Source organism: Kitasatospora sp. NBC_00374 (assembly GCF_041434935.1).
Taxonomy (GTDB): Bacteria; Actinomycetota; Actinomycetes; order Streptomycetales; family Streptomycetaceae; genus Kitasatospora.
This window is the reverse complement of the sequence record NZ_CP107964.1, coordinates 4,289,758-4,314,997: the sequence shown is the minus strand read 5'-3', so window position 1 is coordinate 4,314,997 and position 25,240 is coordinate 4,289,758. Positions and strand designations below refer to the sequence as shown.

21 protein-coding genes, 1 tRNA gene and 1 pseudogene are annotated in these 25,240 nt (G+C 72.0%); 11 read left to right on the top strand and 12 right to left on the bottom strand.

The genetic code is table 11. From position 1 onward, the window contains the following. Positions 1–26 precede the first annotated feature (26 nt). Positions 27–941, bottom strand: coding sequence for a LysR family transcriptional regulator (locus tag OG871_RS19435; RefSeq protein WP_371498222.1), 915 nt, complete (start codon positions 939–941; stop codon positions 27–29). Positions 942–1,011: 70 nt separating this feature from the next. On the opposite strand from OG871_RS19435, the gene OG871_RS19430 reads away from it, so the two are divergent. From OG871_RS19430 to OG871_RS19420, 3 genes are all read left to right on the top strand, one after another. Further along, positions 1,012–2,142, top strand: coding sequence for a C4-dicarboxylate ABC transporter (locus OG871_RS19430; RefSeq protein ID WP_371498221.1), 1,131 nt, complete (start codon positions 1,012–1,014; stop codon positions 2,140–2,142). A gap of 980 nt (positions 2,143–3,122) precedes the next feature. Next, positions 3,123–4,103: a LuxR C-terminal-related transcriptional regulator gene (locus tag OG871_RS19425; RefSeq protein WP_371498220.1), complete on the top strand. Its 981-nt coding sequence runs from the start codon at positions 3,123–3,125 to the stop codon at positions 4,101–4,103. 223 nt (positions 4,104–4,326) lie between these two features. Next, complete coding sequence (locus tag OG871_RS19420) at positions 4,327–5,304, top strand: LuxR C-terminal-related transcriptional regulator (protein WP_371498219.1); 978 nt, start codon at positions 4,327–4,329, stop codon at positions 5,302–5,304. A 14-nt stretch (positions 5,305–5,318) separates the two neighbouring features. Here the strand turns inward: OG871_RS19420 and OG871_RS19415 are convergent, their stop codons facing one another. Further along, entirely contained in the window at positions 5,319–5,945 is a 627-nt protein-coding gene (locus OG871_RS19415) for a hypothetical protein (protein WP_371498218.1), read from the bottom strand. A 381-nt stretch (positions 5,946–6,326) separates the two neighbouring features. Here OG871_RS19415 and OG871_RS19410 point away from each other — a divergent pair, with 381 nt between their 5' ends. Next, the gene (locus OG871_RS19410; RefSeq protein ID WP_371498217.1) at positions 6,327–6,488 is read left to right on the top strand and encodes a hypothetical protein; all 162 of its coding nucleotides are present in this window, start codon (positions 6,327–6,329) and stop codon (positions 6,486–6,488) included. 56 nt (positions 6,489–6,544) lie between these two features. Here the strand turns inward: OG871_RS19410 and OG871_RS19405 are convergent, their stop codons facing one another. From OG871_RS19405 to dnaK, 5 genes are all read right to left on the bottom strand, one after another. Next, entirely contained in the window at positions 6,545–7,561 is a 1,017-nt protein-coding gene (locus OG871_RS19405; RefSeq protein ID WP_371498216.1) for a LuxR family transcriptional regulator, read from the bottom strand. Positions 7,562–7,761: 200 nt separating this feature from the next. Further along, complete coding sequence (locus tag OG871_RS19400) at positions 7,762–8,271, bottom strand: heat shock protein transcriptional repressor HspR (protein ID WP_371498215.1); 510 nt, start codon at positions 8,269–8,271, stop codon at positions 7,762–7,764. A gap of 4 nt (positions 8,272–8,275) precedes the next feature. Next, positions 8,276–9,427 carry a molecular chaperone DnaJ gene (gene dnaJ, locus OG871_RS19395; RefSeq protein WP_371498214.1) on the bottom strand — a complete coding sequence of 384 codons (1,152 nt, stop codon included), beginning with the start codon at positions 9,425–9,427 and terminating at the stop codon, positions 8,276–8,278. A 90-nt stretch (positions 9,428–9,517) separates the two neighbouring features. Beyond that, positions 9,518–10,120, bottom strand: a complete 603-nt coding sequence (gene grpE / locus OG871_RS19390) for a nucleotide exchange factor GrpE (protein ID WP_371498213.1) — start codon at positions 10,118–10,120, stop codon at positions 9,518–9,520. Next, positions 10,117–11,955 (bottom strand): molecular chaperone DnaK, encoded by a 1,839-nt coding sequence (dnaK, locus tag OG871_RS19385; protein ID WP_371498211.1) that lies wholly within the window; start codon positions 11,953–11,955, stop codon positions 10,117–10,119. The genes grpE and dnaK overlap by 4 nt, the downstream gene beginning before the upstream one ends. A 354-nt stretch (positions 11,956–12,309) precedes the next feature. Between dnaK and OG871_RS19380 the strand changes: the two genes are divergently transcribed. The 5 genes and pseudogenes from OG871_RS19380 to OG871_RS19360 all read left to right on the top strand — a co-directional run bounded on the left by OG871_RS19380 (position 12,310) and on the right by OG871_RS19360 (position 19,274). Beyond that, positions 12,310–14,526 carry a (Fe-S)-binding protein gene (locus OG871_RS19380; RefSeq protein WP_371498210.1) on the top strand — a complete coding sequence of 739 codons (2,217 nt, stop codon included), beginning with the start codon at positions 12,310–12,312 and terminating at the stop codon, positions 14,524–14,526. A 155-nt stretch (positions 14,527–14,681) separates the two neighbouring features. Continuing rightward, positions 14,682–15,851: a LamG domain-containing protein gene (locus tag OG871_RS19375; protein ID WP_371498209.1), complete on the top strand. Its 1,170-nt coding sequence runs from the start codon at positions 14,682–14,684 to the stop codon at positions 15,849–15,851. 222 nt (positions 15,852–16,073) lie between these two features. Beyond that, positions 16,074–16,769 (top strand): annotated as a pseudogene (locus OG871_RS19370) (NDP-sugar synthase); the annotation flags it as partial. Between the two features lie 578 nt (positions 16,770–17,347). Next, entirely contained in the window at positions 17,348–18,292 is a 945-nt protein-coding gene (locus OG871_RS19365) for a YIP1 family protein (protein ID WP_371498208.1), read from the top strand. A 79-nt stretch (positions 18,293–18,371) separates the two neighbouring features. Further along, complete coding sequence (locus OG871_RS19360; protein WP_371498207.1) at positions 18,372–19,274, top strand: metal-dependent hydrolase; 903 nt, start codon at positions 18,372–18,374, stop codon at positions 19,272–19,274. A gap of 102 nt (positions 19,275–19,376) precedes the next feature. Here the strand turns inward: OG871_RS19360 and dcd are convergent, their stop codons facing one another. Next, positions 19,377–19,952: a dCTP deaminase gene (gene dcd / locus OG871_RS19355; protein ID WP_371498205.1), complete on the bottom strand. Its 576-nt coding sequence runs from the start codon at positions 19,950–19,952 to the stop codon at positions 19,377–19,379. 93 nt (positions 19,953–20,045) lie between these two features. Continuing rightward, positions 20,046–20,267 (bottom strand): hypothetical protein, encoded by a 222-nt coding sequence (locus OG871_RS19350; RefSeq protein WP_371498203.1) that lies wholly within the window; start codon positions 20,265–20,267, stop codon positions 20,046–20,048. Positions 20,268–20,523: 256 nt separating this feature from the next. Between OG871_RS19350 and OG871_RS19345 the strand changes: the two genes are divergently transcribed. Then, a tRNA-Gly gene (locus OG871_RS19345) sits at positions 20,524–20,597 on the top strand. Positions 20,598–20,895: 298 nt separating this feature from the next. Here the strand turns inward: OG871_RS19345 and OG871_RS19340 are convergent. Beyond that, on the bottom strand, positions 20,896–22,395 hold the full coding sequence (locus OG871_RS19340) for an MFS transporter (RefSeq protein ID WP_371498201.1): 1,500 nt from the start codon (positions 22,393–22,395) through the stop codon (positions 20,896–20,898). A 129-nt stretch (positions 22,396–22,524) separates the two neighbouring features. Between OG871_RS19340 and OG871_RS19335 the strand changes: the two genes are divergently transcribed. Then, complete coding sequence (locus tag OG871_RS19335; protein ID WP_371498198.1) at positions 22,525–23,262, top strand: TetR/AcrR family transcriptional regulator; 738 nt, start codon at positions 22,525–22,527, stop codon at positions 23,260–23,262. A gap of 712 nt (positions 23,263–23,974) precedes the next feature. Here the strand turns inward: OG871_RS19335 and OG871_RS19330 are convergent. Then, a complete protein-coding gene (locus OG871_RS19330; RefSeq protein ID WP_371498197.1) occupies positions 23,975–24,622 on the bottom strand; it encodes a hypothetical protein in 648 nt (215 codons plus the stop codon). A 90-nt stretch (positions 24,623–24,712) separates the two neighbouring features. Next, the gene (locus tag OG871_RS19325; RefSeq protein ID WP_371498196.1) at positions 24,713–25,165 is read right to left on the bottom strand and encodes a nuclear transport factor 2 family protein; all 453 of its coding nucleotides are present in this window, start codon (positions 25,163–25,165) and stop codon (positions 24,713–24,715) included. Positions 25,166–25,240: the final 75 nt, after the last annotated feature.

Sequence of the window (25,240 nt, the reverse complement as noted above, 5' to 3'; positions counted from 1 at the left end):
AGTCTATTCCACTCAACTTTCTGAATCTAGCCTCGCCGGGGCAGTTTGCGGGTCAGTCCGAGCAGCTCCCGGGCCGGGCCCGCCGGACGCTGACCGGAGGGCCAGACCGCCCGCAGCGGGCGGTGCAGGTCGACCCCGGCCAGCGGGACCTCGACCAGCCGGCGGGTGGCCAGCTCCTCCACCACCGCGAGTTCGCTCAGGCAGACCGGGCCGGCGCCGGTCATGGCGGCCGCCTTGAGCGCGGTCGACGAGGCCAGTTCCAGCCGCGGCGCCGCCGTCCCGCCGTACGGGGCCAGGGCCTGGTCCAGCACCTCGCGGGTGCCCGAACCCGGTTCGCGCAGTACCAGGGCGGTGCCGGCCAGCTCCGGGCCGGTGAGCGGGGCGCGCCGGCGGGCCCAGGGGTGGCCGGGTGCCACCACGACCACCAGCCGGTCGGCCGCCACTACCGCCCCGGACAGCCCCGGCGGGGTGTGCGGGCCCTCGACGAAACCGAGGTCCGCGTCACCGGCCAGGACGTGTGCCGCGACATCGGCGGAGTTGGCCGTCCGCAGGGTCACCGCGGTGCCCGGGATGGCCTGGTGCAGGGCCAGCAGCCAGCCCGGCATCAGGTACTCCGCGACGGTCAGGCTCGCCACCACCCGCAGCCGGGCGTCGCGGCGCCCGCGCAGCGCGTCGATCCCGGCGTCCAGCGCCTGGGCGGCCTCCACCACACCGCGGGCCCACTCGACCACCAGCCGGCCGGCCTCGGTCGGCCGGGAGCCGCGCGGTGAACGCTCCAGCAGGGCGACCCCGATCTGTCGCTCCATCCCCTTGATCCGGGCGCTGGCCGCCGGCTGGCTGACGCCCAGCTCGGCCGCCGCCCGCCCCACGCTGCCCAACCGCACCACCGCGAGCAGCAGTTCCAGCGCGCCGATCTCGGGGACGTGCGGGGAGAGAGTCATACAGCCAGGTTATGTCCCCATAGGCCGTCGGTCGCTACCGGGACGCCGGCCGGCCCGGCACGGTGGTGCCATGGCCACCTCCACCCTCCCCACCACCCCCGCCGCGCGGCCCGCCGCCGGCCGGGGGCTCGCCGGCGCCCGCCGGTTCGACCTCGGCGGGCTCGGGCCCAACTGGTACGCGACGGTGATGGGCACCGCGATCGTCGGCAACGCCGCCGCCGCGCTGCCGGTCTCCGTCCCCGGCCTGACCGGGCTGGCGCGGGCGGCCTGGGTGCTGTCGCTGGCCCTGCTGCTGGTGCTGGTCCCGGCCCGCGCCGCGCACCTGGTGCGGCACCGAGCGGCGGCCCGGGCCCAACTGCTGGACGACCCCGCCGCGGCGGTCTTCTACGGCTGCCCGCCGATGGCCCTGCTCGCGGTCGGCTACGGCACCCTGGCGGTCGGCGCCCCGCTGATCGGCTCCGGGCCGGCGGTCGCCGTCGACCTGGTGCTGTGGACCGCCGGCACCTGCTACGCCGTCGCGGTGGCGGTCGGCATCCCGGCGCTGATGATCACCCGGCACCGGCTGTCCGCGCTGCGCGCCGACCCCACCTGGCTGCTGCCGGTGGTCGCCCCGATGGTGGCCGCCGCCCTCGGCCCGGCGCTCGTCCCGCACCTGGCGGCGGGCACGGCCAGGACGGCCATGCTCTACGGCTGCTACGCACTGTTCGGGGCCTCGATGCTGGCGGTGCTCGCCGTCCTGCCGGTGGTCTTCGCCGGCCTGGTGCACAGCAAGGTGGCGGCGCCGGTGCTGACCCCCACGCTGTTCCTGGTGCTCGGGCCGCTCGGGCAGTCCACCACGGCCGTCAACCAGCTCGCCGACGCCGCCCGGGTGGCCGCTCCGGGGCTCGGACCGTCCGCGCTGCACCTGGCCGTGCTGTTCGGGGTGGCGGTGCTGGGCTTCGCCCTGCTGTGGCTGCTGGTCGCGGCGGCGGCCAATCTGCGCGCCTGGCGGGCCGGGATGCCGTTCGGGATGACCTGGTGGGCGTTCACCTTCCCGGTCGGCACGGTGGTCACCGGGTCCGCCGGCCTGGCCCGGCACACCGGCTTCGGCGGCTTCACCGCCGTCGCGGTCGGGCTGTTCGTCCTGCTGGTCGCGGCCTGGGCCGTGACGGGCGCGCGGACGGTGGCCGCACTGGCGGGCGGTCGGCTGCTGGCGCGGTGAGCCGGCCGGTCGCGGAATGCCGGAATTCATGCTTCCGGCCGACTGAATCCGGAACTTCCGCCGCTCGTTTTCCGGTGGTCGCGCGGCGGGGCGGCGGAACGGAATTCCCGCGGCCCGCGGAGGGCCGTTGCCGTGCTGCGTCGCCCTGCTGCCGTCCCCCCACTGGCCTGTGCCTTTCCGGAAGAATTGGGACGGCCCGCGGGGGGCGGTGTCGCGACGGCTGTCATGCGCCGGACCGTCGCGGACCACTCACCGTGATCAACCAGAATCGATCACGATCCAACGGCCAGGGCCGGCCGGACGCGCGTCGCCGGCCCGCAGCCCTGGGTCGTTCTGTTGGAATCCGGCAGGTCCGGCCGACCCGGAGGATACGCGCGTAGACCTTTGGGTGCCCGATCGAATTCCCGCGGAACGGGTGTCCGGCGAGGGTTTCGGGAGGGCGTTTCGGGAGCGGCACGTTCCACTCCGGCGAACGATCGGTCGGCCATCCGGAAATGTGTGAGCGGGGTGAAAGTCGCACGCGGGAGAAACCCTCGATTGCCCACCACCGTTGCAGGTTTCTGCACTTGCGGGAACCTGCAACAGGGCAGCACTTGTTCCCCGCGCGTCACACTGTGAAGGTGGTGACACGCCAGGTCGCCGGGCAGCCGCAGCCCGATGAAGGTGACTTGCTCCTCCCGAGGTGTGACAGGTGTTGCTGCACCACGCACCAGGGGGAGGAGCGCCGGCCGGGACGCCATGTGTGGTGATGGCCCCCGGGAACCGGAGTCGGTGAGGCGTTGCTGCTCCGCCTCACCGAAAGCACCGTGGCCTTGTGTAACACCGGCGGGTCTCCCGGGGTTTCAGAGCGCACCGCGCACTGGCCCCGGGGGGCGCGCAGGTAGGGGGCTGCTGCCGGCCCCGTGGTTCGGCCCGCTGGGACCGCCGGCCTGCTGCGATCATGATCCGGCTCCGGACGAGGTCGGCAGGGGGAACACGTCATGGCTGCGGAGACCAGTACCGGTGGCTCCGGGGTGCCGGACGAGCCCGCCCGCCAGCTCTACCTCGCCATCCTCGCCGAGGGCGGCCGCATCCCCAGCCAGGGCGTCACCGCCGCCGACCGGGCGAGCCTGGACCAACTGGTCCGGATCGGCCTGGTGATGCCCCACCCGATGGACCGCTCCTACGTGGCGGTCAGCCCGCGCCTGGTCGGCGACCGGGTGGGCGCCGATCTCCGGTCACAGGCCACCGGACTGCTGCTGGAGGCCGAACGGCTGCCCGAACGCCTCGCCTCGCTCACCCGCGCCTACGACGCGCTGCCCAGGGAGCCGGAGGCCCGCGACCACGTGAGCTACGTGGACGGGCGCGAGCGGATCCGCCACCGGATCGCCGAGCTGGTCTCCGAGTGCCAGCGGGAGCTGCTCACCGTGCAGCCCGGATCGCGCCAGCCCGAGTCGATGGAGCTGACCCGCCGGCAGGACCTCGCCCTGCTGCGCCGGGACGCCCGGATGCGCACGCTCTACCAGCCGCTGGTGCTCGGCGAGCCGGCCGCCGTCGCCTACGCCCTCGACCTCACCGCCCACGGCGCCGAGGTCAGGGTCCTGGACGAGCCCTTCCAGCGGATGATCATCGTGGACCGGGCGGTGGCCGTGATCCCGGCCGCCGAGGACCACAGCCGCGCGGTGCTGCTCTCCGACCCCGCCACCGTGCACTTCCTGGTCCGGCTGTTCGAACGCGACTGGGAGCGGGCCGACATCGTCCAGTGGCGCGAGCTCGGCCCCCAGCGGGTCACCAGGACCGCCGGGGACCGGGTCGGCCGCCTGCTGGCCAAGGGGCTGACCCAGCGGGCGGTGGCGACCCGGCTGGGCCTGAGCGAACGGACGGTGGCCGGGCACATCTCCCGGCTGCGCGAGCGCTACGGGGCGCAGACGCTGTTCCAGCTCGGCTGGCAGATGCGGGGCGGGGGCGGGGACCGGACGTGACGGCGAGCACCGGGTCGGGGGCCCGGCGGCCCGGCGGGCGCTTACGGCCCCGGGCGCACGAACAGGTGGGGTGGCTGCCGGGGCGGCCGTCGGCGCAGCGTACGGTGGCGAGCCGGCTGACCCTGAGCGGGCGCACGGTGGCCGGGCGGCTCGCCCGGCCGCGATCGCCGTACGCCGCGCAGGCGCTGTTCCAGCTCGGACGGCTGATGCGGAGTGGGACGAAGTGAACGAGTTCGTGGCGGGATCGCTGCCGAGCGACGCGGAGCGGGCGCTGTACCACGCGATCCTGGAGCAGGGCGGCCGGGTCATGTTCCGCGAGGTCGAGGCCCAGAACGCGGCGCTGGTCCTGCGGCTCATCGAGCTGGGCCTGCTGATCCACCACACCGAGGACGCCTCGCTCACCGCGGTGAACCCCCGGGCGGTCAGCGACCGGCTCAGCTCGGAGCTGCGGTCGGCGGGCACCAGGATGCTGGTGCAGGCCGAGGAGATGCCGACGCTGCTGGAGGAGCTGACCCGGGCGTACGACGCGACCCCGCGCCGGGTGGACCGCTCCAGCGAGGTGCAGCACGTCGACGACTTCCTGGAGATCCGGCACCGGATCCTGCAGGTCGAGGCGGAGTGCCGGGAGGAGACCCTGGCGGCCCAGCCCGGTGGCGCCCGGCCGGCCGAACACTTCGAGCAGTCGCTCGAACGCACCCGCCGTCAGCTGGAGAACGGCTGCTCGATCCGGACGATCTACCAGCCCGGGGCCAGGCTCGACGAGGCGACGGTGCGCTACGCCGCACAGGTGACCGAGCTGGGCGAGCGGATCCGGATCCTCAGCGAGCCGTTCACCCGGCTGATCATCTTCGACCGCCGGGTGGCGGTGATGCCGGCCTCCGCCGACAACAGCAGCGCCGCCTTCATCGAGGATCCGGCGGTGGTCAGTTTCCTGGTCGGCGTCTTCGAGCGGGACTGGGAGCGGGCCGAGCGGGTCCAGTGGCGGTCCGTCCACCAGGAGGTGGAGGGCCTGCCGGTGCACGAGCAGGTCGGGAGGCTGCTCGCGCAGGGGTTGACGCAGCGGACCATCGCGGGCCGGATGGGCCTGAGCGAGCGGACCGTGGCCGGGCACATCTCCCGGCTGCGGGAGCTGTACGACGCCGAGACGCTCTTCCAGCTGGGCTGGCAGATGCGGGGAGCCGAGGTGCCGTCGGGCCGGTGACCCCGGCCGCGGGCTCAGCCGGTGGCGATCTCGGGGGACCAGTAGCCGTGCGGGCGGGTGCTGGGCGCGGGCTGGCGCGGCACCGGGAACTGCTCGCCGGGCGCCGTCCAGAAGCCCTCGCGCAGCGACAGGGCCATGCCGGCCCAGTCGAGCGCGGTCTCGACGGTGTGGTGCAGGGCCTCCTGCGACCAGGTGTCGTCGAAGACCAGCGGCAGCACGGGGGAGACCTGCTCGATGGTGGCGATCAGCGGGTTGTGGGTGATCGCCTCGTCGACCAGCAGGACGATCGGCTTGCGCAGCGCCGAGGCCCAGCCCAGCTCCAGGCTGACGCCGGCGGACAGCGGTGCGCCGACGTAGGCGAAGATCAGGTCGGCGGTCTGCATGGCGCGGAAGTCGGACGGGACGCGGGGCTCGGGGGCACGGCCGGCCACCGTCCAGGCGTCGCTGTGGTGTCCGCTGTAGACGGCGGCGCCGCTGCGCAGGAGCGTGGTCCGCAGGGTCGTCAGCCGGGTGCGGCTGGCCAGCGTCACCACGCTGTCGGCCGGCCCGGTGAGCCGCATCAGCGGCGCGGCCAGGAAGACCCGTGCGCGTCGGCCCTCGGGGGTCTGGGCGGCGCGATGGCGCAGGTAGGGCTCGGTCATGTCGACTCCGGGGATTGGCCGCTGGCAGGTACGTGTCCGGCGAACGATGTGGCTGACCCGCTCCGAGGGAGGCTGAACCCGGAGTGAGGGCTGCTGCAGATTGTTGAACGATGTAGCGTCAAGTACGTGTCCCGAACGCTCATGTGGTTGAGTTGATCGTCCATCGCAGGCCGCGGGTAAGTCCACCTAACCGTGGTGTCATATGGCTGCCTGGCAGCGAGATGACGCACCCTCGGTAATGCCTGCGCCGTGACACCGGCCGTATCCCTGAGGCATGATCTGAGCTAATGTTCGAGGCTTCTCTATTGCTCAGTGAGGCATAACCCGAAGGAGGGAGTGGTCGCAATGTCTCGTGTGCGTCGATTTGTTCGCTTTGCAGTCGTGCCGCTTGTCGTCGGCGCGGCGTTGTCGATAGGGACCAATCCGGCTCTGGCGGACAGCGCCTGGACGCGTTCCATGCCTGCCGCATCCGTTCTCCAGCCGGCCCACCAGGTCGCGGTCGAGGCGCAGATCACCTCGTTGGAGGACTCCGCCTGGACCTGATCAGGTGTGGCGCGAGATCCTCCCCCGGGCGAACGGGGGGCCCGGGGCCCGGTGGCTCAGACGATCCCGTCCGCAGCCTCGGGTTCTTCCTCCAGTGATGCGCGGCCGAGTATGTAGCCCAGCTGGAAGAGCGACTCGACGTGGTGGTCCTCGCGCATCTCGGCGATGTGGCGGGCCAGCGTTCGTTCGCTGATGCCCAGTCTTCTGGCGATCACTCGGTGATTGGTGCCCTTGAGGAGCAGGTCGACGATGGTCTGTCGAAGTCGGGAGACGACCTGCGGTGGCACTGTCCGTGCACCGTCAAAATCAAGTCCACGACTCCAGTTTCGCTCGAAGACCTCTTCGATGAGATAGCTGATAACGGCCTGGTCGTGAATGAACGCCGCCAAGTTGAGATCGTCGGCCACAGGGATCACGGCGGTGCGCCGATCGATCACGATCAACCTGGTGTACGGCTCGTCCAAGGTGCGCACCTTGCCCCCCGCGTCGGCAATGGTCGCCACGTACTCCCGGGTGGGTGCGTGATATCGGGTGCTGGGGTGGTAGATCGTCCGAATGGTCGCGCCGCGCCGCAGGGTCTCCAAATCGCGGGCGATGACGCCGGCCAGGGCTTCCGGCGGCCGGGGGCCGCCCGGTTGGGCGGCGAGCATCTCCTCCGAGCAGCCACTGACAAGCTGGCCCAGCCGTTGGTTTATCAGGACCTTGCCATGTACATACTCGATTGTTCCGCCGGTCTTCTCCGGAGTGCGGAACTCCTCGGCCAGTTCCTGCAGGTCCCCCGGCAGCGCCACCGCGCGGTGCAGCAGATCCAGGGCTTTGCGCTGCCAGATACTGCTCAGCCGGGCGGAGAGCTGTGCGGGGTCGACCGCGACCAGGATCCCGGGATCGTCGGTGTCCGGCACCAGCAGACCGATGTTCAGCAGCTCGGCGAGGGCCTTGCCGTCGGCCGCCTTGCTCTCGCACTCGGTGATCCGGCCGCGCGAGCGCAGCACGTGCCGGTAGAGCTCACGGGCCTGGGCCGTCAGGACGCCGAGCCCGCCCGAGGTGAGGCCCGGCTCATCGGTCTCACTCATCTGGCTCCTTGCCATCGGCACCCGGTACGAGGGGCGGCTGATTGCCCGTCCTGGGGATCATAGGCGCGTGGCGCGCAGCCGCGACCGCCTCGGCGATTCTTCTCTTCCCGGCCATGCTCTGCACGGGCACTCTCTCATCAAGACGACGCCGCCGGCACCCCCCAGGCGGAGGGTGCCGGCGGCATGGGTCGCCACGGCCGTCAGCGCTGCTTCGGCCGCCACACGACCAGTGCGCTGGACTGCTGGACCTGCTGGTACGGCACGAGGTCCCGGCGGTACGAGGCGTGCACCGCGGCCTCGCGCTGCTGGAGCGCGCTGGCGGCGCCGTCCAGGGCGTCGGCGAGTTCGGCGACCCGGGACTGCAGCGCGGTGACCTGGTTCTCCAGCTCGATGATCCGCTTGATGCCGGCCAGGTTGATGCCCTCGTCCTGGGACAGCCGCTGGACGTCGCGCAGCTGCTGGATGTCCCGGGCCGAGTAGCGGCGGCCGCGGCCCGCCGTCCGGTCGGGGCAGACCAGGCCGAGCCGGTCGTACTGGCGCAGCGTCTGCGGGTGCAGGCCGGAGAGCTCGGCGGCCACCGAGATCACGTAGACCGGGGTGTCCTCGGTCAGCACGTAGTGGGTGGGGCCGGGCCCCGCCGTGCGGCGGCGGGTGCCGCCGGGCAGGCCCTCGCCGAGGCCCGGCCCGATCGGGCCGTCAGGAGTGATCATCTGGTCACGCTCCCTCCGCCGCCCGGAACAGGGCGGCTCGCGGGTCGTCGGAGGCCGTGGCCTCGCGGTACTGCTCCAGTGCGGTCAGCGCGTCGCCGGTGACGAGCTTGGGTACCACGACCTCCACGGTGACCAGGAGGTCGCCGCGGGTGCCGTCCTTGCGGGTGGCGCCCTTGCCGCGGGCCCGCAGGGTGAGGCCGTTGGCGCTGCCGGCGGGCAGCTTGAGTTTCACCGGCGGGCCACCCAGGGTCGGCACCTCGATGGTGCCGCCCAGCGCGGCTTCGGGGAAGGTGACCGGCACGGTGACCGTCAGATTGTCGCCTTTGCGGCCGAAAACCGGGTGGGCGTCGACGTGCACGGTGACGTACAGGTCGCCCGGCTGGCCACCGCGCTCGCCCTGGGCGCCCTTGCCCTTGAGCCTGATCCGCTGGCCGTCCTGGACCCCGGCCGGGATCCGGACCTGCATGGTGCGGGCCGAACTGGCCCGGCCGCTGCCGTGGCAGACGGTGCACGGGTCGTCGACGATCATGCCGCGGCCCTTGCAGTCCCGGCAGGGCTCGGAGAGGGCGAAGGCGCCCTGGCCCCGGCTGACCGTGCCCGCGCCGACGCAGGTCGGGCAGACCCGCGGGGTGGTGCCGGCCTTGGCGCCGGTGCCGCTGCACACCCGGCAGGCGGCCTGGCTGGTCATCCGCAGCGGGACGGTCGCGCCGTCCACCGCCTCGTCGAAGCCGAGGGTCACCTCGGTCTCGACGTCGGCGCCCCGGCGGGGCTGGGGCTGACGGCCGCCGCGGTTGAACAGGCCGCCGAACACGTCGCCGAGGCCGCCGCTGCCGCCGGTCTGTCCGGCGCCGGTGAACAGGTCGCCGAAGTCGAAGTTGTGGCTGCCGTTGCCGCCCGGGCCGGCCCGGAAGCCGCCGGAGCCGAACAGCGAGCGGGCCTCGTCGTACTCCTTGCGGCGCTTCTCGTCCGACAGGACGTCATACGCCTCGGAGATGTCCTTGAAGCGGTCCTCCGCCTTGGCGTCGCCCTTGTTGGCGTCCGGGTGGAACTCCCGGGCGAGCTTGCGGTAGGTCTTCTTGATCTCCGTGGAGGTGGCGTCCTTGGGCACGCCGAGGACCTTGTAGTAGTCCTTCTCCACATAGTCCTTGGTGCTCATGGCTGCCGCCACCTCCCGAAGTCAGTCCATACGACGCTGCGGAGCCGTCCGTCGTACTCGACGACGTACGACTCCGCAGCGCACAGATTGTCAGTTGTCGGCCGCACCGTCAGCCTTGTCGGACTCCGAATCATCGGAATCCGGCGCGGCCGTGGTCTGCGTCCCCGGCTGGGGCTCGGCCACCGCGACCATCGCCGGGCGGATGATCCGCTCGCCGATCCGGTAACCCGGCTGCAGGATCTGGACACAGGTGTCCTCGGTGACGTCCGAGGAGTAGCTGTGCATCAGAGCCTCGTGCAGCGTCGGGTCGAAGGCCTCGCCCTCCTTGCCGAACTGCTGCAGGCCCAGCTTGGCGACGACCGTCTCCAGGTTGTCGGAGACCGACTTGAAGCCGCCCGTCACCTCGCCGTGCTCGCGGGCCCGGCCGATGTCGTCGAGCACCGGGATCAGGGACTCCAGGATGTTGGAGACCGCGATCTCGCGGACCGTCAGACGGTCGCGCTCGACCCGCTTGCGGTAGTTCTGGTATTCGGCCTGAAGGCGCTGCAGGTCGGCGGTGCGCTCGGCCAACTCGCGCTTCGCAGTCGCGAGTTCACCCGAGGCGCCGCCGGCGGCGGCCTCCTCGGCGGCCTTGATCACAGCCTCGTCGGCGGAGTCGTCGCCGGGCTGCTCGCCCTGCGGCTTCTCCGTCATGCGGCACCACCCTTGGGCTTCTCGTCATCGACGATCTCGGCGTCGACCACGTCGTCCTCGGCCTTGGCGGCGCCCTCGGCGCCCTCGGCGGCACCCGCGGCGTCGGCGTTCGCGTACAGCGCGGCGCCGAGCTTCTGGGCGGTGGTGGAGACCTTCTCGGTCGCCTCGCGGATGGCGGTGATGTCCTCGCCCTTGAGGGTCTCCTTGAGCTCGGCGATCGCCGTCTCGACCTCGGTCTTGACGTCGGCCGGGAGCTTGTCGGTGTTGTCCGCGATGAACTTCTCGGTCGAGTAGACCAGCTGCTCGCCCTGGTTGCGGGTCTCCACGGCCTCGCGGCGCTTGTGGTCCTCCTCCGCGTACTGCTCGGCCTCGCGCATCATGCGCTCGATGTCGTCCTTCGGCAGCGCGGAGCCGCCGGTGACGGTCATCTTCTGCTCCTTGCCGGTGCCGAGGTCCTTCGCGGCCACGTGCATGATGCCGTTGGCGTCGATGTCGAAGGTGACCTCGATCTGCGGCAGGCCCCGGGGGGCCGGCGGCAGGCCGGTCAGCTCGAACATGCCGAGCTTCTTGTTGTACGCCGCGATCTCGCGCTCGCCCTGGTAGACCTGGATCTGCACGGACGGCTGGTTGTCCTCGGCCGTGGTGAAGATCTCGGAGCGCTTGGTCGGGATCGTGGTGTTGCGCTCGATCAGCTTGGTCATGATGCCGCCCTTGGTCTCGATACCGAGGGACAGCGGGGTGACGTCGAGCAGCAGGACGTCCTTGACCTCGCCCTTGAGGACACCGGCCTGGAGGGACGCGCCGATGGCGACGACCTCGTCCGGGTTCACGCCCTTGTTGGCGTCCTTGCCCCCGGTCAGCTCGCGGACGAGCTCGGCGACGGCGGGCATCCGGGTCGAGCCGCCGACCAGGACCACGTGGTCGATCTCGGACAGCTGGATGCCGGCGTCCTTGATGACGTTGTGGAACGGGTGCTTGCAGCGCTCCAGCAGGTCGGCCGTCAGCTGCTGGAACTGGGCCCGGGTGAGCTTCTCGTCCAGGTGCAGCGGGCCCTCGGCGGAGGCCGTGATGTAGGGCAGGTTGATCGAGGTCTCGGAGGACGAGGACAGCTCGATCTTGGCCTTCTCGGCAGCCTCGCGCAGACGCTGCAGGGCCATCTTGTCCTTGGACAGGTCGACGCCGTGGCCGGCCTGGAAGACCTTCACCAGGTGGTCGACGACCTTCTGGTCCCAGTCGTCACCACCGAGGTGGTTGTCACCGTTGGTGGCCTTCACCTCGACGACGCCGTCGCCGATCTCCAGCAGCGAGACGTCGAAGGTGCCGCCGCCGAGGTCGAAGACCAGAATGGTCTGGTCGTCCTTGTCGAGGCCGTAGGCGAGCGCGGCCGCGGTGGGCTCGTTGACGATGCGCAGGACGTTGAGGCCCGCGATCTCACCGGCCTCCTTGGTGGCCTGGCGCTCCGAGTCGGAGAAGTACGCCGGGACGGTGATCACCGCGTCGGTGACCGTCTCGCCCAGGTACGCCTCGGCGTCCCGCTTGAGCTTCTGCAGGATGAAGGCGGAGATCTGCTGGGGGTTGAAGTCCTTGCCGTCCAGGTTGATCTTCCAACCGGTGCCCATGTGGCGCTTGACCGACCGGATGGTGCGGTCCACGTTGGTGACCGCCTGGCGCTTGGCGACCTCGCCGACCAGAACTTCGCCGTTCTTGGCGAAGGCGACGACGGACGGCGTGGTCCGAGCGCCCTCGGCATTGGTGATGACCGTGGGCTCACCGCCCTCAAGAACGCTGACGACGGAGTTCGTCGTACCGAGGTCGATGCCGACCGCGCGTGCCATCGTAAATACCTCCACTGAAGAAGTTGAGCTGTACGGACTCAAGGATGCATGACCGGAGAGGGAGCGTCAACAGCCATGAGTCCGTGGCGCTCAAGTTTCCTGCGTTCGGTGCCGTCCTGGCTGCTCACCGCCGGTGCGCCGGTGTCGGTGGCCGGCGGAGGGTCCGATCGGGGCTCGGGTTGACCCGGAAGGGTGAGTGTCGCCTTACGTGACTGCCGCCATACCTTGTGCATCTTCTGAACGGGTGTTAACGAGCGGTAGTGTCCGCCCGGGTCCGCTTAGAAGTTACCGGTGAGTACAATCGGTTGGACCCCTGATTCGCCAGGTACCCCAGCCGCAGGAGACGGAGAGCCGATGCAGCTAGCAGCGATCGTCATCTCGCTGGTCACCACTGTGATCGGCACCGCGCTAGCCGCCCGCGCGGCCGCGTACATCTACAAGGTGGTGAAGACCGGCCAGCCGGACGCCACCCGCACCGGCAACCCCGTCCAGCGCACCAAGACCGTGGCCGTCGAGTTCCTCGGCCACACCCGGATGAACCGCTGGGGCGTCGTCGGCGTCGCGCACTGGTTCGTCGCCATCGGCTTCTTCACCCTGATCAGCACGCTGGTGACGGCCTTCGGACAGCTCTTCGACGCCGAGTGGACGATCCCGATCATCGGCCACTGGCTGCCGTTCGAGGTCTTCACCGAGCTGGTCGGCACCTTCACCACCCTGGGCATCGCCGTCCTGATCGTGATCCGGCTGCTCAGCCTGCCGTCCCGGTCCGGCCGCAAGTCGCGCTTCGCCGGCTCGATCGCCTGGCAGGCCTTCTACGTCGAGTACACGATCCTCGGCATCGGCCTGTGCATCATGATCCTGCGCGGGCTGGAGGGCGCCCTCGCGGGCGTCGAGTCCTACGAGGCCGCGTACCTGGTGAGCTACCCGCTGGTGGTGGCCTTCCGGGGCCTGTCGCACAGCACGCTGGAAAACCTGATCTACCTCTTCGCGATGCTGAAGATCTCCATCTCCTTCGCGTGGGCCACCACCATCGGCATCAACCCCTCGATGGGTGTGGCCTGGCACCGCTTCCTCGCCTTCTTCAACATCTACTTCAAGCGCGAGGAGGACGGCGGCGTCGCCCTCGGCGCACTGCGCCCGATGACCAGCGGCGGCGCCCCGATCGACTTCGAGGACCCGGCCGACGACGCCGTCTTCGGCGTCTCCCAGGTCGAGCACTTCGCCTGGAAGGGCATCCTCGACTTCTCCACCTGCACCGAGTGCGGCCGCTGCCAGTCGCAGTGCCCCGCCTGGAACACCGGCAAGCCGCTCTCGCCCAAGCTGCTGATCATGAGCCTGCGGGAGCACGCCTTCGCCAAGGCGCCGTACCTGCTGGCCGGCGGCGGCAAGGACATGGAGGGCAACGAGCAGGCCACGCCCGAGCAGCTGGCCGGCGTGCCCGCCGAGGCCCTCGCCGAGGCCGAGCGCCCGCTGATCGGCACCGCCGAGGAGAACGGGGTCATCGACCCCGACGTGCTGTGGTCCTGCACCACCTGCGGTGCCTGTGTCGAGCAGTGCCCGGTGGACATCGAGCACATCGACCACATCGTCGACATGCGCCGCTACCAGGTGATGATCGAGAGCTCCTTCCCGACCGAGGCCGGGACGATGCTCAAGAACCTGGAGAACAAGGGCAACCCGTGGGGCATGGCCACCAAGGCCCGCCTCGACTGGGTCAAGGAGCTCAAGAAGGAGACCGGCATCGAGGTGCCGGTGATCGGTGAGGACATCGACCCCGCCGAGGTCGAGTACCTCTACTGGGTCGGCTGCGCCGGCGCCCTGGAGGACCGCGCCAAGAAGACCACCAAGGCCTTCGCGGAGCTGCTGCACACCGCGGGCGTGAAGTTCGCCATCCTCGGCAAGGAGGAGACCTGCTCCGGCGACTCCCCGCGCCGCCTGGGCAACGAGTTCCTGTTCCAGATGCTCGGCGCGCAGAACGTCGAGACGCTGAACGCCGCGCTGGAGGACGCCCCGGTCAAGCGGATCGTGGCCACCTGCCCGCACTGCTTCAACACCATCGCCAACGAGTACCCGCAGCTGGGCGGCCACTTCGAGGTCATCCACCACACCCAGCTGCTGCAGCACCTGATCGACGAGGGCAAGCTGCTGCCGGTCAACCCGGTCGAGGGTCTGATCACCTACCACGACCCCTGCTACCTGGGCCGGCACAACAAGGTCTACAGCCCGCCGCGCGAGATCATGGACAAGGTCCCGGGTCTGCGCCAGCAGGAGATGCACCGCCACAAGGAGCGCGGCTTCTGCTGCGGCGCCGGCGGCGCTCGGATGTGGATGGAGGAGCGGATCGGCAAGCGGATCAACAACGAGCGGGTGGATGAGGCGCTGTCGCTCAACCCCGACATCGTCTCCACCGCCTGCCCGTTCTGCCTGGTGATGCTCTCCGACTCGGTCAACGGCAAGAAGAACGAGGGCGCGGCCAAGGAGCACCTCAAGGTCGTCGACGTCGCGCAGCTGCTGCTCGAATCGGTGAAGGCCCAGCCCGTCGAGCCGGAACCCGAGCCTGTCGAGGCCTGATCCGGCCCTCCGTGCGGGAGACTGATCCCGCGTCACCCCGTGGCCCCGCCTGCCCCGTCCGGCAGCGGGGCCGCGGTGCGTCCCGGTCCGGGCGGTGCGTCCCGGTCCGGGGCCCCGGAGGGGAGCCGGGACGGGGTTGCCCTAGCATTCCGGCCATGACTGATGGCGGGGGCACAGCAGGCGGTGGCGGGGTCCAGGACGGCGTCCGGGGCGGCTTCCCCGGCGGTGGGACGGAGCCGAGCGGCGCGTCGACGGCCTACCTGCCGCCGGTGACCAGTGCCACCCCGGACTGGGCGGCACTGGCGGCGGCGAACGAGCAGGAGCACCGCCGCAGGAGGCTGCGGCGGATCGGCGGCGGCGTCCTGGGCGTGCTGGTCGTCGGCGGCCTGGTGGCCACCGCGCTCGCCGTCGCGGGTCCGGCGGACGGCAAGCGCCCCGAGGCGCGGGCGACGGCCTCCGAGCTGGCCCCGACCGGCGGCACGGCGGCCGACGGCGCCGCGTCGGCGCCCCCGTCCGGCCAGTCCTCCCCCTCGGCCTCCGCCACCGCGGCCGGCTCGCCGTCTCCGTCGCCGTCCTCCGCCGGCGGTACCGCCGTGCCCGGCGGCAAGGCCTCGGGCGGCGCGGGCGCGAAGCCGTCCGGCGCGGTACCGGGCGCGCCCGCCGGCCCGGCCCAGCTGGCCGCGCAGGCCGGCGGTCAGGCGGCCCTGCTCGGTCCGAAGGCCGTCGTCGGCACCACCGAGGGCCACACCGGCCCCACCCTCGTCCTCGGGAGCAGCGCGGAAGGCTACGCCCAGACCTCGGCGCCGGTGGTGGACACCGGCCGCAGCTTCACGGTGTCGGCGATGGTCCGCAACAACGCCCCGACCGGCGGCCGGGCCGTGGTCACCCAGGGCAGTGACAGCTACTACTCCTTCTACCTGGGCCGGGACTACTGGGACAGCCACGACCAGTGGGTCTTCAAGGTGCAGACCGCGGCCGGCGCCCAGGACAACACCACCTACCAGGCGTTCTCCCCGGGCAAGGCGACGACCGGCCAGTGGACCCTGCTGACCGGCGTCTACGACGCGGGCAGCAGGAAGATCCAGCTGTACGTGGACGGGCAGCTCGCGCAGACCACCCAGATCAGCGGGATCTGGCAGACCGGAGGCCCGCTGCAGATCGGCCGGGTCCGCTACAAGTCCGCCTGGACGGACTTCTGGGACGGCGCGATCGGCGACGTCCAGGTCTGGGACCAGGCACTTCCCGCCGCCGCGGTCGCCCGGCTGAAAGGAACCGGCGGCGCCTCGGCAGGCGTCTCCCCGACCGCGGCGTGGCTGCTGCCCTGAGCGCGGGCGGTGGCCCCGGCGCGCTGTCGGCCACTGGGGCCCGGCCGCTGTCCCACGGGGCGCGGGCGGTGCGGGAGGAACGGGGAAATACAGTAGGCGCTGGACCCGCGACCTGCGGGTCCGCCGGCCGTCCGTGGACCACCGGCTCAGCGCACGCCAACAGCGGCCCGTCGGCCACCCGCCGCAGCCGCACCGCACCGGAGCAGGGGAGAAGCGCAGTCCATGACCGAGGCCATCATGCTGGTCGGTGGCAAGGGCACTCGCCTGCGCCCGCTGACCACCCACACGCCGAAGCCGATGCTCCCCGTCGCCGGGGTCCCGTTCATCGCGCACCAGCTCGCCCGTGCCGCGGCCGCCGGGGTGACCAGGGTGGTGCTCGCCACCTCGTACCTGGCCGAGGTGTTCGAGGACCACTTCCAGGACGGCAGCCCGTACGGCATCGAGCTGGTCTACCTCACCGAGAAGGAGCCGCTCGGCACCGGCGGCGCGATCCGCAACGCCGCCTCCGGGCTGACCTGCGGCCCGGACGCGCCGGTGCTGGTCTTCAACGGTGACATCCTCTCCGGCGTCGACATCGCCGCGCTGCGGGACGGCCACGTGGCCGCCGGCGCGGACGTGACCCTGCACCTCACCCGGGTGGAGGACCCGCGCGCCTTCGGTCTGGTACCGACCGACGCGGCCGGCCGGGTGCTGGAGTTCCTGGAGAAGCCCGAGACGCCCGAGCAGATCGTCACCGACCAGATCAACGCCGGGTGCTACGTGTTCACCCGATCGGTGATCGACCGGATCCCCGCCGGCCGGGAGGTCTCGGTCGAGCGCGAGACGTTCCCCGAGCTGCTGGAGAGCGGCGCGCTGCTGCGCGGCGTGGTGGACACCTCGTACTGGCTCGACCTCGGCACGCCCGGCGCCTTCGTCCGCGGCTCCGCCGACCTGGTGCTCGGCAAGGTGGACTCGCCGGCCGTGCCCGGCCCCACCGGCGAGGCGCTGCTGCTGCCGGGTGCCGAGGTGGACCTGGGCGCGGTGCTCAGCTCCGGCACCGTGGTCTCCGAGGGCGCGAGCGTCGCGGCCGGCGCCATCATCGAGGCCAGCGTGATCCTGCCGGGCGCGGTGATCGGCCCGGACGCCTACGTCAAGGACTCCATCGTCGGTGCGTACGCCACCATCGGGGCGCGGACCTCGCTGGACGGCGCGGTGATCGGCGACGGCGCGATCGTGGAGTCCGACAACGAGCTGCCCAACGGCCTGCGGGTCGCCTGCGGCACCCTGCTGCCGGTCGGCGCCGTGCGCACCACGGCGGGGCCCGGCGGCTGCCCGGCCGGCGAGGTGCCGGCCGCGGCCGTGCACGGGACCGGGCCGGCCCGGTCCGCGGTCGCCGGCCGCTAGGGCCTGACCCGCCCGGGGCCGGGGAGGGACGGGTCGTCACAGGACGGCACCGATCTCCCCCCAGCCCCATGATCACCCGACGGGCGGTCAGCACGAGCGGGTACCGTCGATCCGTGGCAGGTAATCGATACGACAGTGGGCAGGGCGCCGACCCCCGGCAGGGGTGGCCGGCGGACGGCGGCCAGGCATCCCCACAGCGCGGCGGCGGCCCGAGCGGCCGGCCGGAGTTCTTCACCGCACCCCACGAGGCCTACCCGCAGCCGCCGGCCGAGCCGTACGGGGCCGACCCGTACGCCGGCCGGGCGGCGGGCGACGACCCCTTCGCGGCCGACCAGCCCGGGCACACTCGGGCGTTCGCGGTCGGCGACGACCCGTACGGCGGCTACGACCAGTACGGTGCTCCCGGCCAGCCGGACGGCTACCAGCCGGACGGGTACCAGGACGGCGGCTACGGAGCCCAGGACAACGTCGCGGTCTACCGCGCCGGCGGCCAGAGCGCGCCCCGGGTGGCCGGCCCGCGGATGCCCTGGCGGCCACTGCTGACCGGCATCTACCGCGACCCCGCCCGCACCTTCGACCGGATGCGCGACCACCAGGTCTGGCTGCCCGCGCTGTGCGTCTCGCTGCTGTACGGGGTGCTCGCCGTGCTCGGCATGGGCGCCACCCACGACGACGTGGTCAACTCGACCTTCGCCGTCGCCGTGTGGGCCATCGCCGGCGCGGCCGTCGGTTTCAGCATCGCGGGGGCGATGCTCGGTGCGGTCACCTACGCGCTGGCCCGCCAGTTCGGCGGCGACGGGCCCTGGCAGTCCACCGTCGGCCTGGCCGTGCTGATCGGCTGGACCACCGACGTGCCGCGGCTGCTGCTCGCCCTGTTCCTGCCCGGCGACAACGTCGTCGTCCAGGCGGTGGGCTGGGCCACCTGGCTGCTCTGCGCCTTCCTGCTGACCTCGATGGTGCGCCGGGTGCACGACCTGCCCTGGGGCAAGGCCGCCGGCGCGGCCGCGCTGCAACTGCTGGCGCTGCTGGTGCTGATCAAGCTCCCGACACTCGGCTGAGCCCCGCCCCGGGCCGGATAGGCTGTGGGCTTTGGCCACTTCTCGCCATCGCCATCCCCACAGCGACCGGAGCCACCGAATGACCCTCCCCACCACGCACGTCAGCTTCCCGGCCGGAACGGTGCGCGGCGAGTCGGCGATCCTCGCCGTGCACCGGCTCGCCGACGGCCGCCCGGCCGTGATCACGGCGGCGACCCCGTTCCACCCGCTCGACCACACCTGGCCGGACCAGCCCGCCGACCACGGCTCGCTCACCGTCGACGGCGTCGAGCACCCCGTGGTGGACTGCCTGACCGGCGCGGTCGGCCCGGAGGGCGGCGAGGTCCTGGTGGGCGCCGGGATCCCGGTCCGGCGCGGCGACGAGGAGTGGTCCTGGCTGGTGCTGCACGTGCTGCCCGAGAGCGCGGCGGACGCCCTCGCGGACGCGGTGGGCAAGACCGCGCAGCTGTCGGTCGACGCCGAGCGCCGCGGCCTGCTGTCCGCCTCGCACAGCGGCTGCCACCTGCTCGCCCTGGCTCTCAACGCGGCGCTCGCCCCGCGCTGGCGCAAGGACCCGGGCCGCGCCGACGCCTTCGGCAACGCCGACTTCGACAGCCTCGCGATGGCGAGCTCGGTGATGGACACCGAGGCCAGCACCGACACCTACCGGCTCGGCAAGTCGCTGCGCAAGAAGGGTTTCACCGCCGAGGCGACCGAGGAGTTCCCGGCCCTGGCGGACGCCCTCCCGGCGATCACCGAGACCGTCAACGCCCAGCTCGCGGCCTGGGTGGCCGCCGACGCCCAGGTCCGGATCGAGGTCCCCGGGCCCGAGCTCACCGCCCGCCGCCGCTGGCACTGCGAGCTCCCGGCCGGTACGGCGGAGATCTTCTGCGGCGGAACCCACCTGCACCACCTCGGCGAGCTCGCCGAGCTGCGGACCGAGCTCACCCTCTCCGAGGACGGCAGCGAGCTGGTCGCGGTCACCCGCCCGAAGCGCGCCTGAGACCCATGCCGGGGCCCGCTCGCGGTCCCGTTCGCGGGACGGGGAAGGGGCGGCCGATCCTTCGGCCGCCCCTTCGCGGGTCGTTCTCCGTCCGCGGCGCTCTCAGACGTCCGAGCGGTGGAAGTTCAGGAACGAACGCGAGGCCGTCGGGCCGCGCTGACCCTGGTAGCGCGAGCCGTACCGCTCGGAGCCGTACGGGTGCTCGGCCGGCGAGGACAGCCGGAACAGGCAGAGCTGCCCGATCTTCATGCCCGGGTAGAGCTTGATCGGCAGCGTCGCGACGTTCGACAGCTCCAGCGTCACGTGCCCGTTGAAACCGGGGTCGATGAAGCCCGCCGTGGAGTGCGTCAGCAGGCCGAGACGGCCCAGGCTCGACTTGCCCTCCAGCCGCGAGGCCACGTCGTCCGGCAGCGTCAGCCGCTCGTACGTCGCGGCCAGCACGAACTCGCCCGGGTGCAGGATGAACGCCTCGTCCCCCTCCGGCTCGACCAGCCGGGTCAGGTCCGGCTGCTCCTCGGCGGGGTCGATGTGGGGATACCGGTGGTTCTCGAACACCCGGAAGAAACGGTCCAGCCGGACGTCGATACTGGACGGCTGGACCATCGAGGGGTCGAAGGGGTCGAGCAGGACCCGACCCTTGTCGATCTCGGTACGAATGTCCTTGTCAGAGAGCAGCACGTCACCGAGGTTACGTGCACCGGCGGGCCCCCGACGAATCGCACAGGCCCCACCCCGTTCGCCCCACCCGCCCCGGGAGCCGGCTGCTCGCGCTCAGGCCAGGAACTCGGCGGCCTCCAGCCGCAGCGCACGGGCCAGTTGCGACGCGGAGAGCTCACCCAGGTCCGCCGGCACCGAGTTGCGCAGCCGTCCGCACTGCGGACACCGGATCAGCCGGCCGGGCCCGAGCCGGCCGGCGCCCAGATTCTGCATCGGGAACGTGGTGGTGCTGAACAGATGCCCCTCGGCACAACGAACGACGGTGCGCTGCTCCATCGGTCCCTTCCCATCCCTTGCCCGAACACCCTGCGGCCAGGGCCTCCTGGGCCCGGCGACAGCGTCACATTAGGGGATGATCCGGACACCGTGCATGGCGGCTCGCCGCCCCCCACCCCCGCGGAAGGCCCACACGCTACGCCCCGCCGCCGCCACCCGCACCCGCCCGGCGGCGCGTTCACGCCAGGCGCCCGGACGGCTCCGCGGATGGGGTACAGTGGTGATCGATCGAGCGGTCACTGACGGCTCGTCAGACGCGGGCGTAGTTTAATGGTAGAACATGAGCTTCCCAAGCTTATAGCGCGAGTTCGATTCTCGTCGCCCGCTCCAGCAGTAAAGGCCCAGCTCAGGGACGTGATCACCGAGCCGGGCCTTTTGCGTTGGTGGAGCCGGTTCAGGCCCCTTGTGAGCCGCGTCTGGCGGGCCGTGTTCGTGGCCCGCGACGGCCGTGCCGCGGCGATGTCACCGCGCGTCAGGGTGCTGCCGCCTGACTCCGGGTGGTGCGATGTCCAGGCCTGGGGCGTGAGTTCGGCTCTTGTCGTGCGCTTGGTCCGGTGGGTCGAGGCGGTGCGGCGTGCCGGAAGGCCGGTGCCCTGGTGGGGCGCCGGCCTTCCTGGCGGGGGGCGGGTCAGGCGGCGAGTTCGGTCTCCTGTGCGGGGGCGGTGGTGGGCTCGGGCTTGGGGTCGCGCATCACCAGGGTGGCCAGGAGGGCTGCGGCGAGGACGCCGATCGCGCTGATGGTGAAGGTGGTCGACATCGAGGTGGTGAAGGCCTCCCGGGCGGCGTGGACCAGGCCGGTGTCGCCCTGGGCGACGGCCAGGGCGCTGCCGATCGACTGCTTCGCGGTCTCGGGGGCGTCGGCGGGCATCTCGTGGGCGAAGCCGCTGGTCAGGAGCGAGCCGAGGATGGCGATGCCGAGGGCGGTGCCGGCCTGCTGGATGGTGTCGTTCAGGGCCGAGCCGACGCCCGCCTTCTCGGCCGGGATGGTGCTCATCAGCGCGCCGACCGCGGCCGGCATCGCGAGGCCGGCGCCGAGGCCGAGCAGGCCCAGGGCGACCGCCGGCACGGTGAAGCCGGTGGTGGCGGAGACGGTGGCCAGCAGGGTGAAGGAGGAGGCCATGACGAGCATCCCGGCCAGGACCAGGAGGCGGTTGCCGATCTTCGCGGCGAGCCCGGCGCCGGCGGCGTTGCCGATCAGTGCGGCGACGGCCAGCGGCACGAACGCGAGGCCGGCCTTGACGGGTGAGTAGCCGAGCACGAACTGCAGGTACTGGGTGAGTACCAGCAGCAGGCCGCCGTTGCCGATCTGGACGAGCGTCAGCGAGAGCGAGCCGCCGCTGAAGTTGCGCTTCCGGAAGAGGGCCAGCGGCACCATCGGCTCGGGGGTGACGTTCTCCCAGACCACGAACGCGCCGAGGGCGAGCACCGCGACCGCCAGGGTGAGCGCCGAGCGGCCGCCGAAGGCGCCGTGCTGCGGGAGCTCGATGATCCACCAGATCAGGGCGGTCATCCCGACCGCGGACAGCACCGCACCGAGCGGGTCCGGCTTCTGCCACGGCCCCTTGGACTCCGGCATGAGGGTGAGGGCCGCCAGGACGGCGAGGGCGACGACGGGCACGTTGATGAAGAAGATCGAGTGCCAGGAGAAGTGGTCGATCAGGACACCGCCGAGCACCGGGCTGCCGACCAGGCCCAGCATCGACACCGAGCCCCACGCCGCCATCGCCTTGCCGCGCTCGTCCTCCTCGAAGACGGTGATGAGGATCGACAGGGTGGACGGCATGATCAGCGCGCCGCCGACGCCCATCGCGATCCTGGCGGCGATGACCTCGCCGGGGTTCGTGCAGACGGTGGCGGCGAGCGAAGCCGCCCCGAAGAGCAGCAGGCCGATGACCATGATCTTCCGGCGTCCGAACCGGTCGCCGAGGCTGCCCGAGGTCAGCAGGAGGCCGGCGAAGACCAGGACGTAGGAGTCGAGGATCCACTGGACGTCCTGGGCGCTCGCGCCGATGTCCCCGCTCATCTGCGGCACCGCGACGGTCAGCGCCATGCTGTCGACCACCAGGACCAGCGTGCTGAGGCACAGCACGACGAGGATCCACCAGCGGCGTGGGTTGCGGGTTTCCATGGAGCTTTCCTCTCGACCTGCGGACACTGTTCCTTCGATGCGCACACTGTACGCAGATGTGCATGGTGTGCGCAATGCTTGAGTTCTGTACGCTGAAGAAGAACGCTGTACGCACTGCTGAGGAGCGCCATGGCCGCCAAGACGAACCCGATCCCGTCCGTATGGGCCCGGCAGCAACGGGAGCCCGACCGGCCCGCGCTCACCCGGGCCGCGATCGTCCGCGAGGCGATCGTCATGCTGGACGCCGAGGGCGCCGAAGCGCTCAGCATGCGCAAGCTCGGCGCCCGCCTGAACGCCGGGGCGACCTCCCTCTACCGGCACGTGGCCACCAAGGACGAGCTGATGGAACTCGCGGTGGACGAGGCCGTCGCCGAGATCACCGTCCCGCCCGCAGGCGGCCCCGACTGGCGCGCCGCCGTCACCGAGGCCGCCCGGTCCTTCCGTGCGACGGCCCTGCGGCACCCGTGGCTGTCCTCGGTCCTCGGCCAGGCGGGCCTCGCCTACCTGGGCCCCAACCTCATGTCGTTCTCCGAACGGCTGGCCGCCCTCTTCACCGACGCGGGCTTCCCCGCGCCGAACGGTGCGATCGACACCGTCCTGGCCTACGTCATCGGAATGAGCACCACGGAGGCTGCCTGGCTCACCGCCGTCGCCCGCTCAGGCGAGACCGAGGCGGAGTTCATCGCCCGCCTGATGCCCGCGGCCCAGCAGGCCGCCGCCTCCCATGACCATCTCGCGGCCGCCTACGCGGAAGCCGACGCCGAGGCGGCCGCCGGGACGCTCGACCCCGTCGGGATCCGCGACACCAAGTTCGCGTACGGGCTGGACGTCATCCTCGACGGCCTGGCGCTGCGGCTGCCGCGCTAGCGGCCGGGTCCGTCGCCCGGCGGGCGCCGCACGCAGCGGTGCGGCGCCCGCCGGATGCCGACGGCCTCCGGCCCTCAGATCCGCGAATTCACCGGCCCTCGGCGCGAGTTCGCTGCCCGGCTGCCGTGTCAGTGGATGACCGGCGCAGGGGGTGATTCCCTGACCAGGTGAGGCCGCCGGTCACCCGGTAGCAGAGCAGGGGTATGCCGAAGACCAGGAGACTGTCCACCAGCCAGCCGACGGAGCGCAGGAGGAAGTACCACCCCGCACGCCCGGCCGCGGTGCCTGACGTACCGCCAACCATGGGCGATCCCCCATGGATCCAGCGAGCCCTACGGAGCTGACGCTCCGTAACGGTGGTCACCTTGTGGGTGGTTCACCGTGAACGGGTGAGACCCTAGCCACTTCGAACAGCAAAGGCTAGATCGTTTAGGGCTCGTCGACGGGAAGATCTGCTGTGATGTCGGCACATGACGGTAAATCTGTCTGACGTCACCTCAGGACGGGCGAGGGCGCAACGGGTTCGGGGCGAGCGGGGAGTCCGGTGCCCGAGGAGCGGATGGCAGGGCCCGGGCCCGGGGCGTCTCAGGCCGGTCGGCGCGAGCGCCGCGTCACCACGCTGACGGAGCCGGCGGCGCGACGTCCGGCGGCCGGTCGTCGCAGGTTGTCGACGCCGACCGCGCCCACGTCGCGTGCGTCGGTGCGGCCGAGGTCAGGCCGCGGCACCCAGGGCCCTGGCGAGCAGTCGCCCCTGCCGGGAGCCGAGGCCCCGGGCGCCGGTGGCACCGCAGGCCCCGCCGGGGCCCGGCCGCGGCGACGTCAGCCGGTGCGCGAGGGCGGCGCGCCGCTCCGGCGGGGTGCCGGTGGCGGCGAGCGCCGCGGCCACGGTGACGGCGGCGTCGGACGGCAGGGTGGTGGCCCGCAGCGCGGGCAGCAGGAGCAGCAGCCGGGGGTGCCGTTCGGTGACCCCGCCCTGGACTCCGGGGCGCCGGGCGGCGTGCAGCAGCTCGGGCCAGCTGAGCCCGGGGCCGGCGGGCGCCGCGCCCGAGCGGGCGAGCAGCCGGGGGCGGGCCCAGCCGGGATGGGTGAGCAGCAGTTCGGGGCCGTCGGGGCCGGGGACGGCCAGCACGGTGTGGTCGTGCTCCAGCGGCACCCGGGCGACCGGCCGTCCGGCCGCATCCGCCAGGGCGGTGCGGGCGGCCTCGGCCTCGGCCTCCGCGACCCCGAAGGCCGGGGCCGGGAACGGGGCCGGCGCGGTCTCCGTGGTGGCCTGCGGCAGGTAGGCGGCCCAGAAGCCGGGCAGCGCGAGCGGCCCTTCGTCCGGCGCGGGCAGCCCGTCGAGCTCTCCATGGGTCAGCACAGGGCCATCCTGACATCCGGCACCGACAGTGCGGGAGAGGGCGTCGTCGGGGCCGCGTCGAAGTCGCGCCACGGCGGCCGTGCGGGGCGCTCAGCCGGGGTAGGGCTCGCCGGCGGCGCGCGGGCCGTACAGGGTGCGGTCGGCCTCGGTGATGGCGAGGTCGTTGATCGAGGCCTCCCGGCGGCTCATCAGGCCCGACGGGTCGAACTCCCACAGCTCGTTGCCGTGGCTGCGCCACCACTGCCCGCTCGCGTCGTGCCACTCGTAGCGGAAGCGGACGGCGATCCGGTTGCCGGTGAAGGACCACAGGTCCTTGCGCAGCGCGTACTCGAGCTCGCGCTCCCACTTGCGGGCGAGGAAGGCCTCGATCCCGGCGCGGCCGTCGATGAACAGGTCGCGGTTGCGCCAGACCGAGTCGGGTGTGTAGGCCTGCGCGACCCGGTGCGGGTCCCGGGTGTTCCAGGCGTCCTCGGCGGCCTGGACCTTGGCGCGGGCGGTCTCCTCGGTGAACGGGGGCAGGGGTGGACGGGCTGCGTCGGACACGGTGGCTCCTGACCGTCGGTCGAGCTGCGATCTTCTAACCCTTGAATCATCTATCAGAGGTTAGAAAATGGCAAG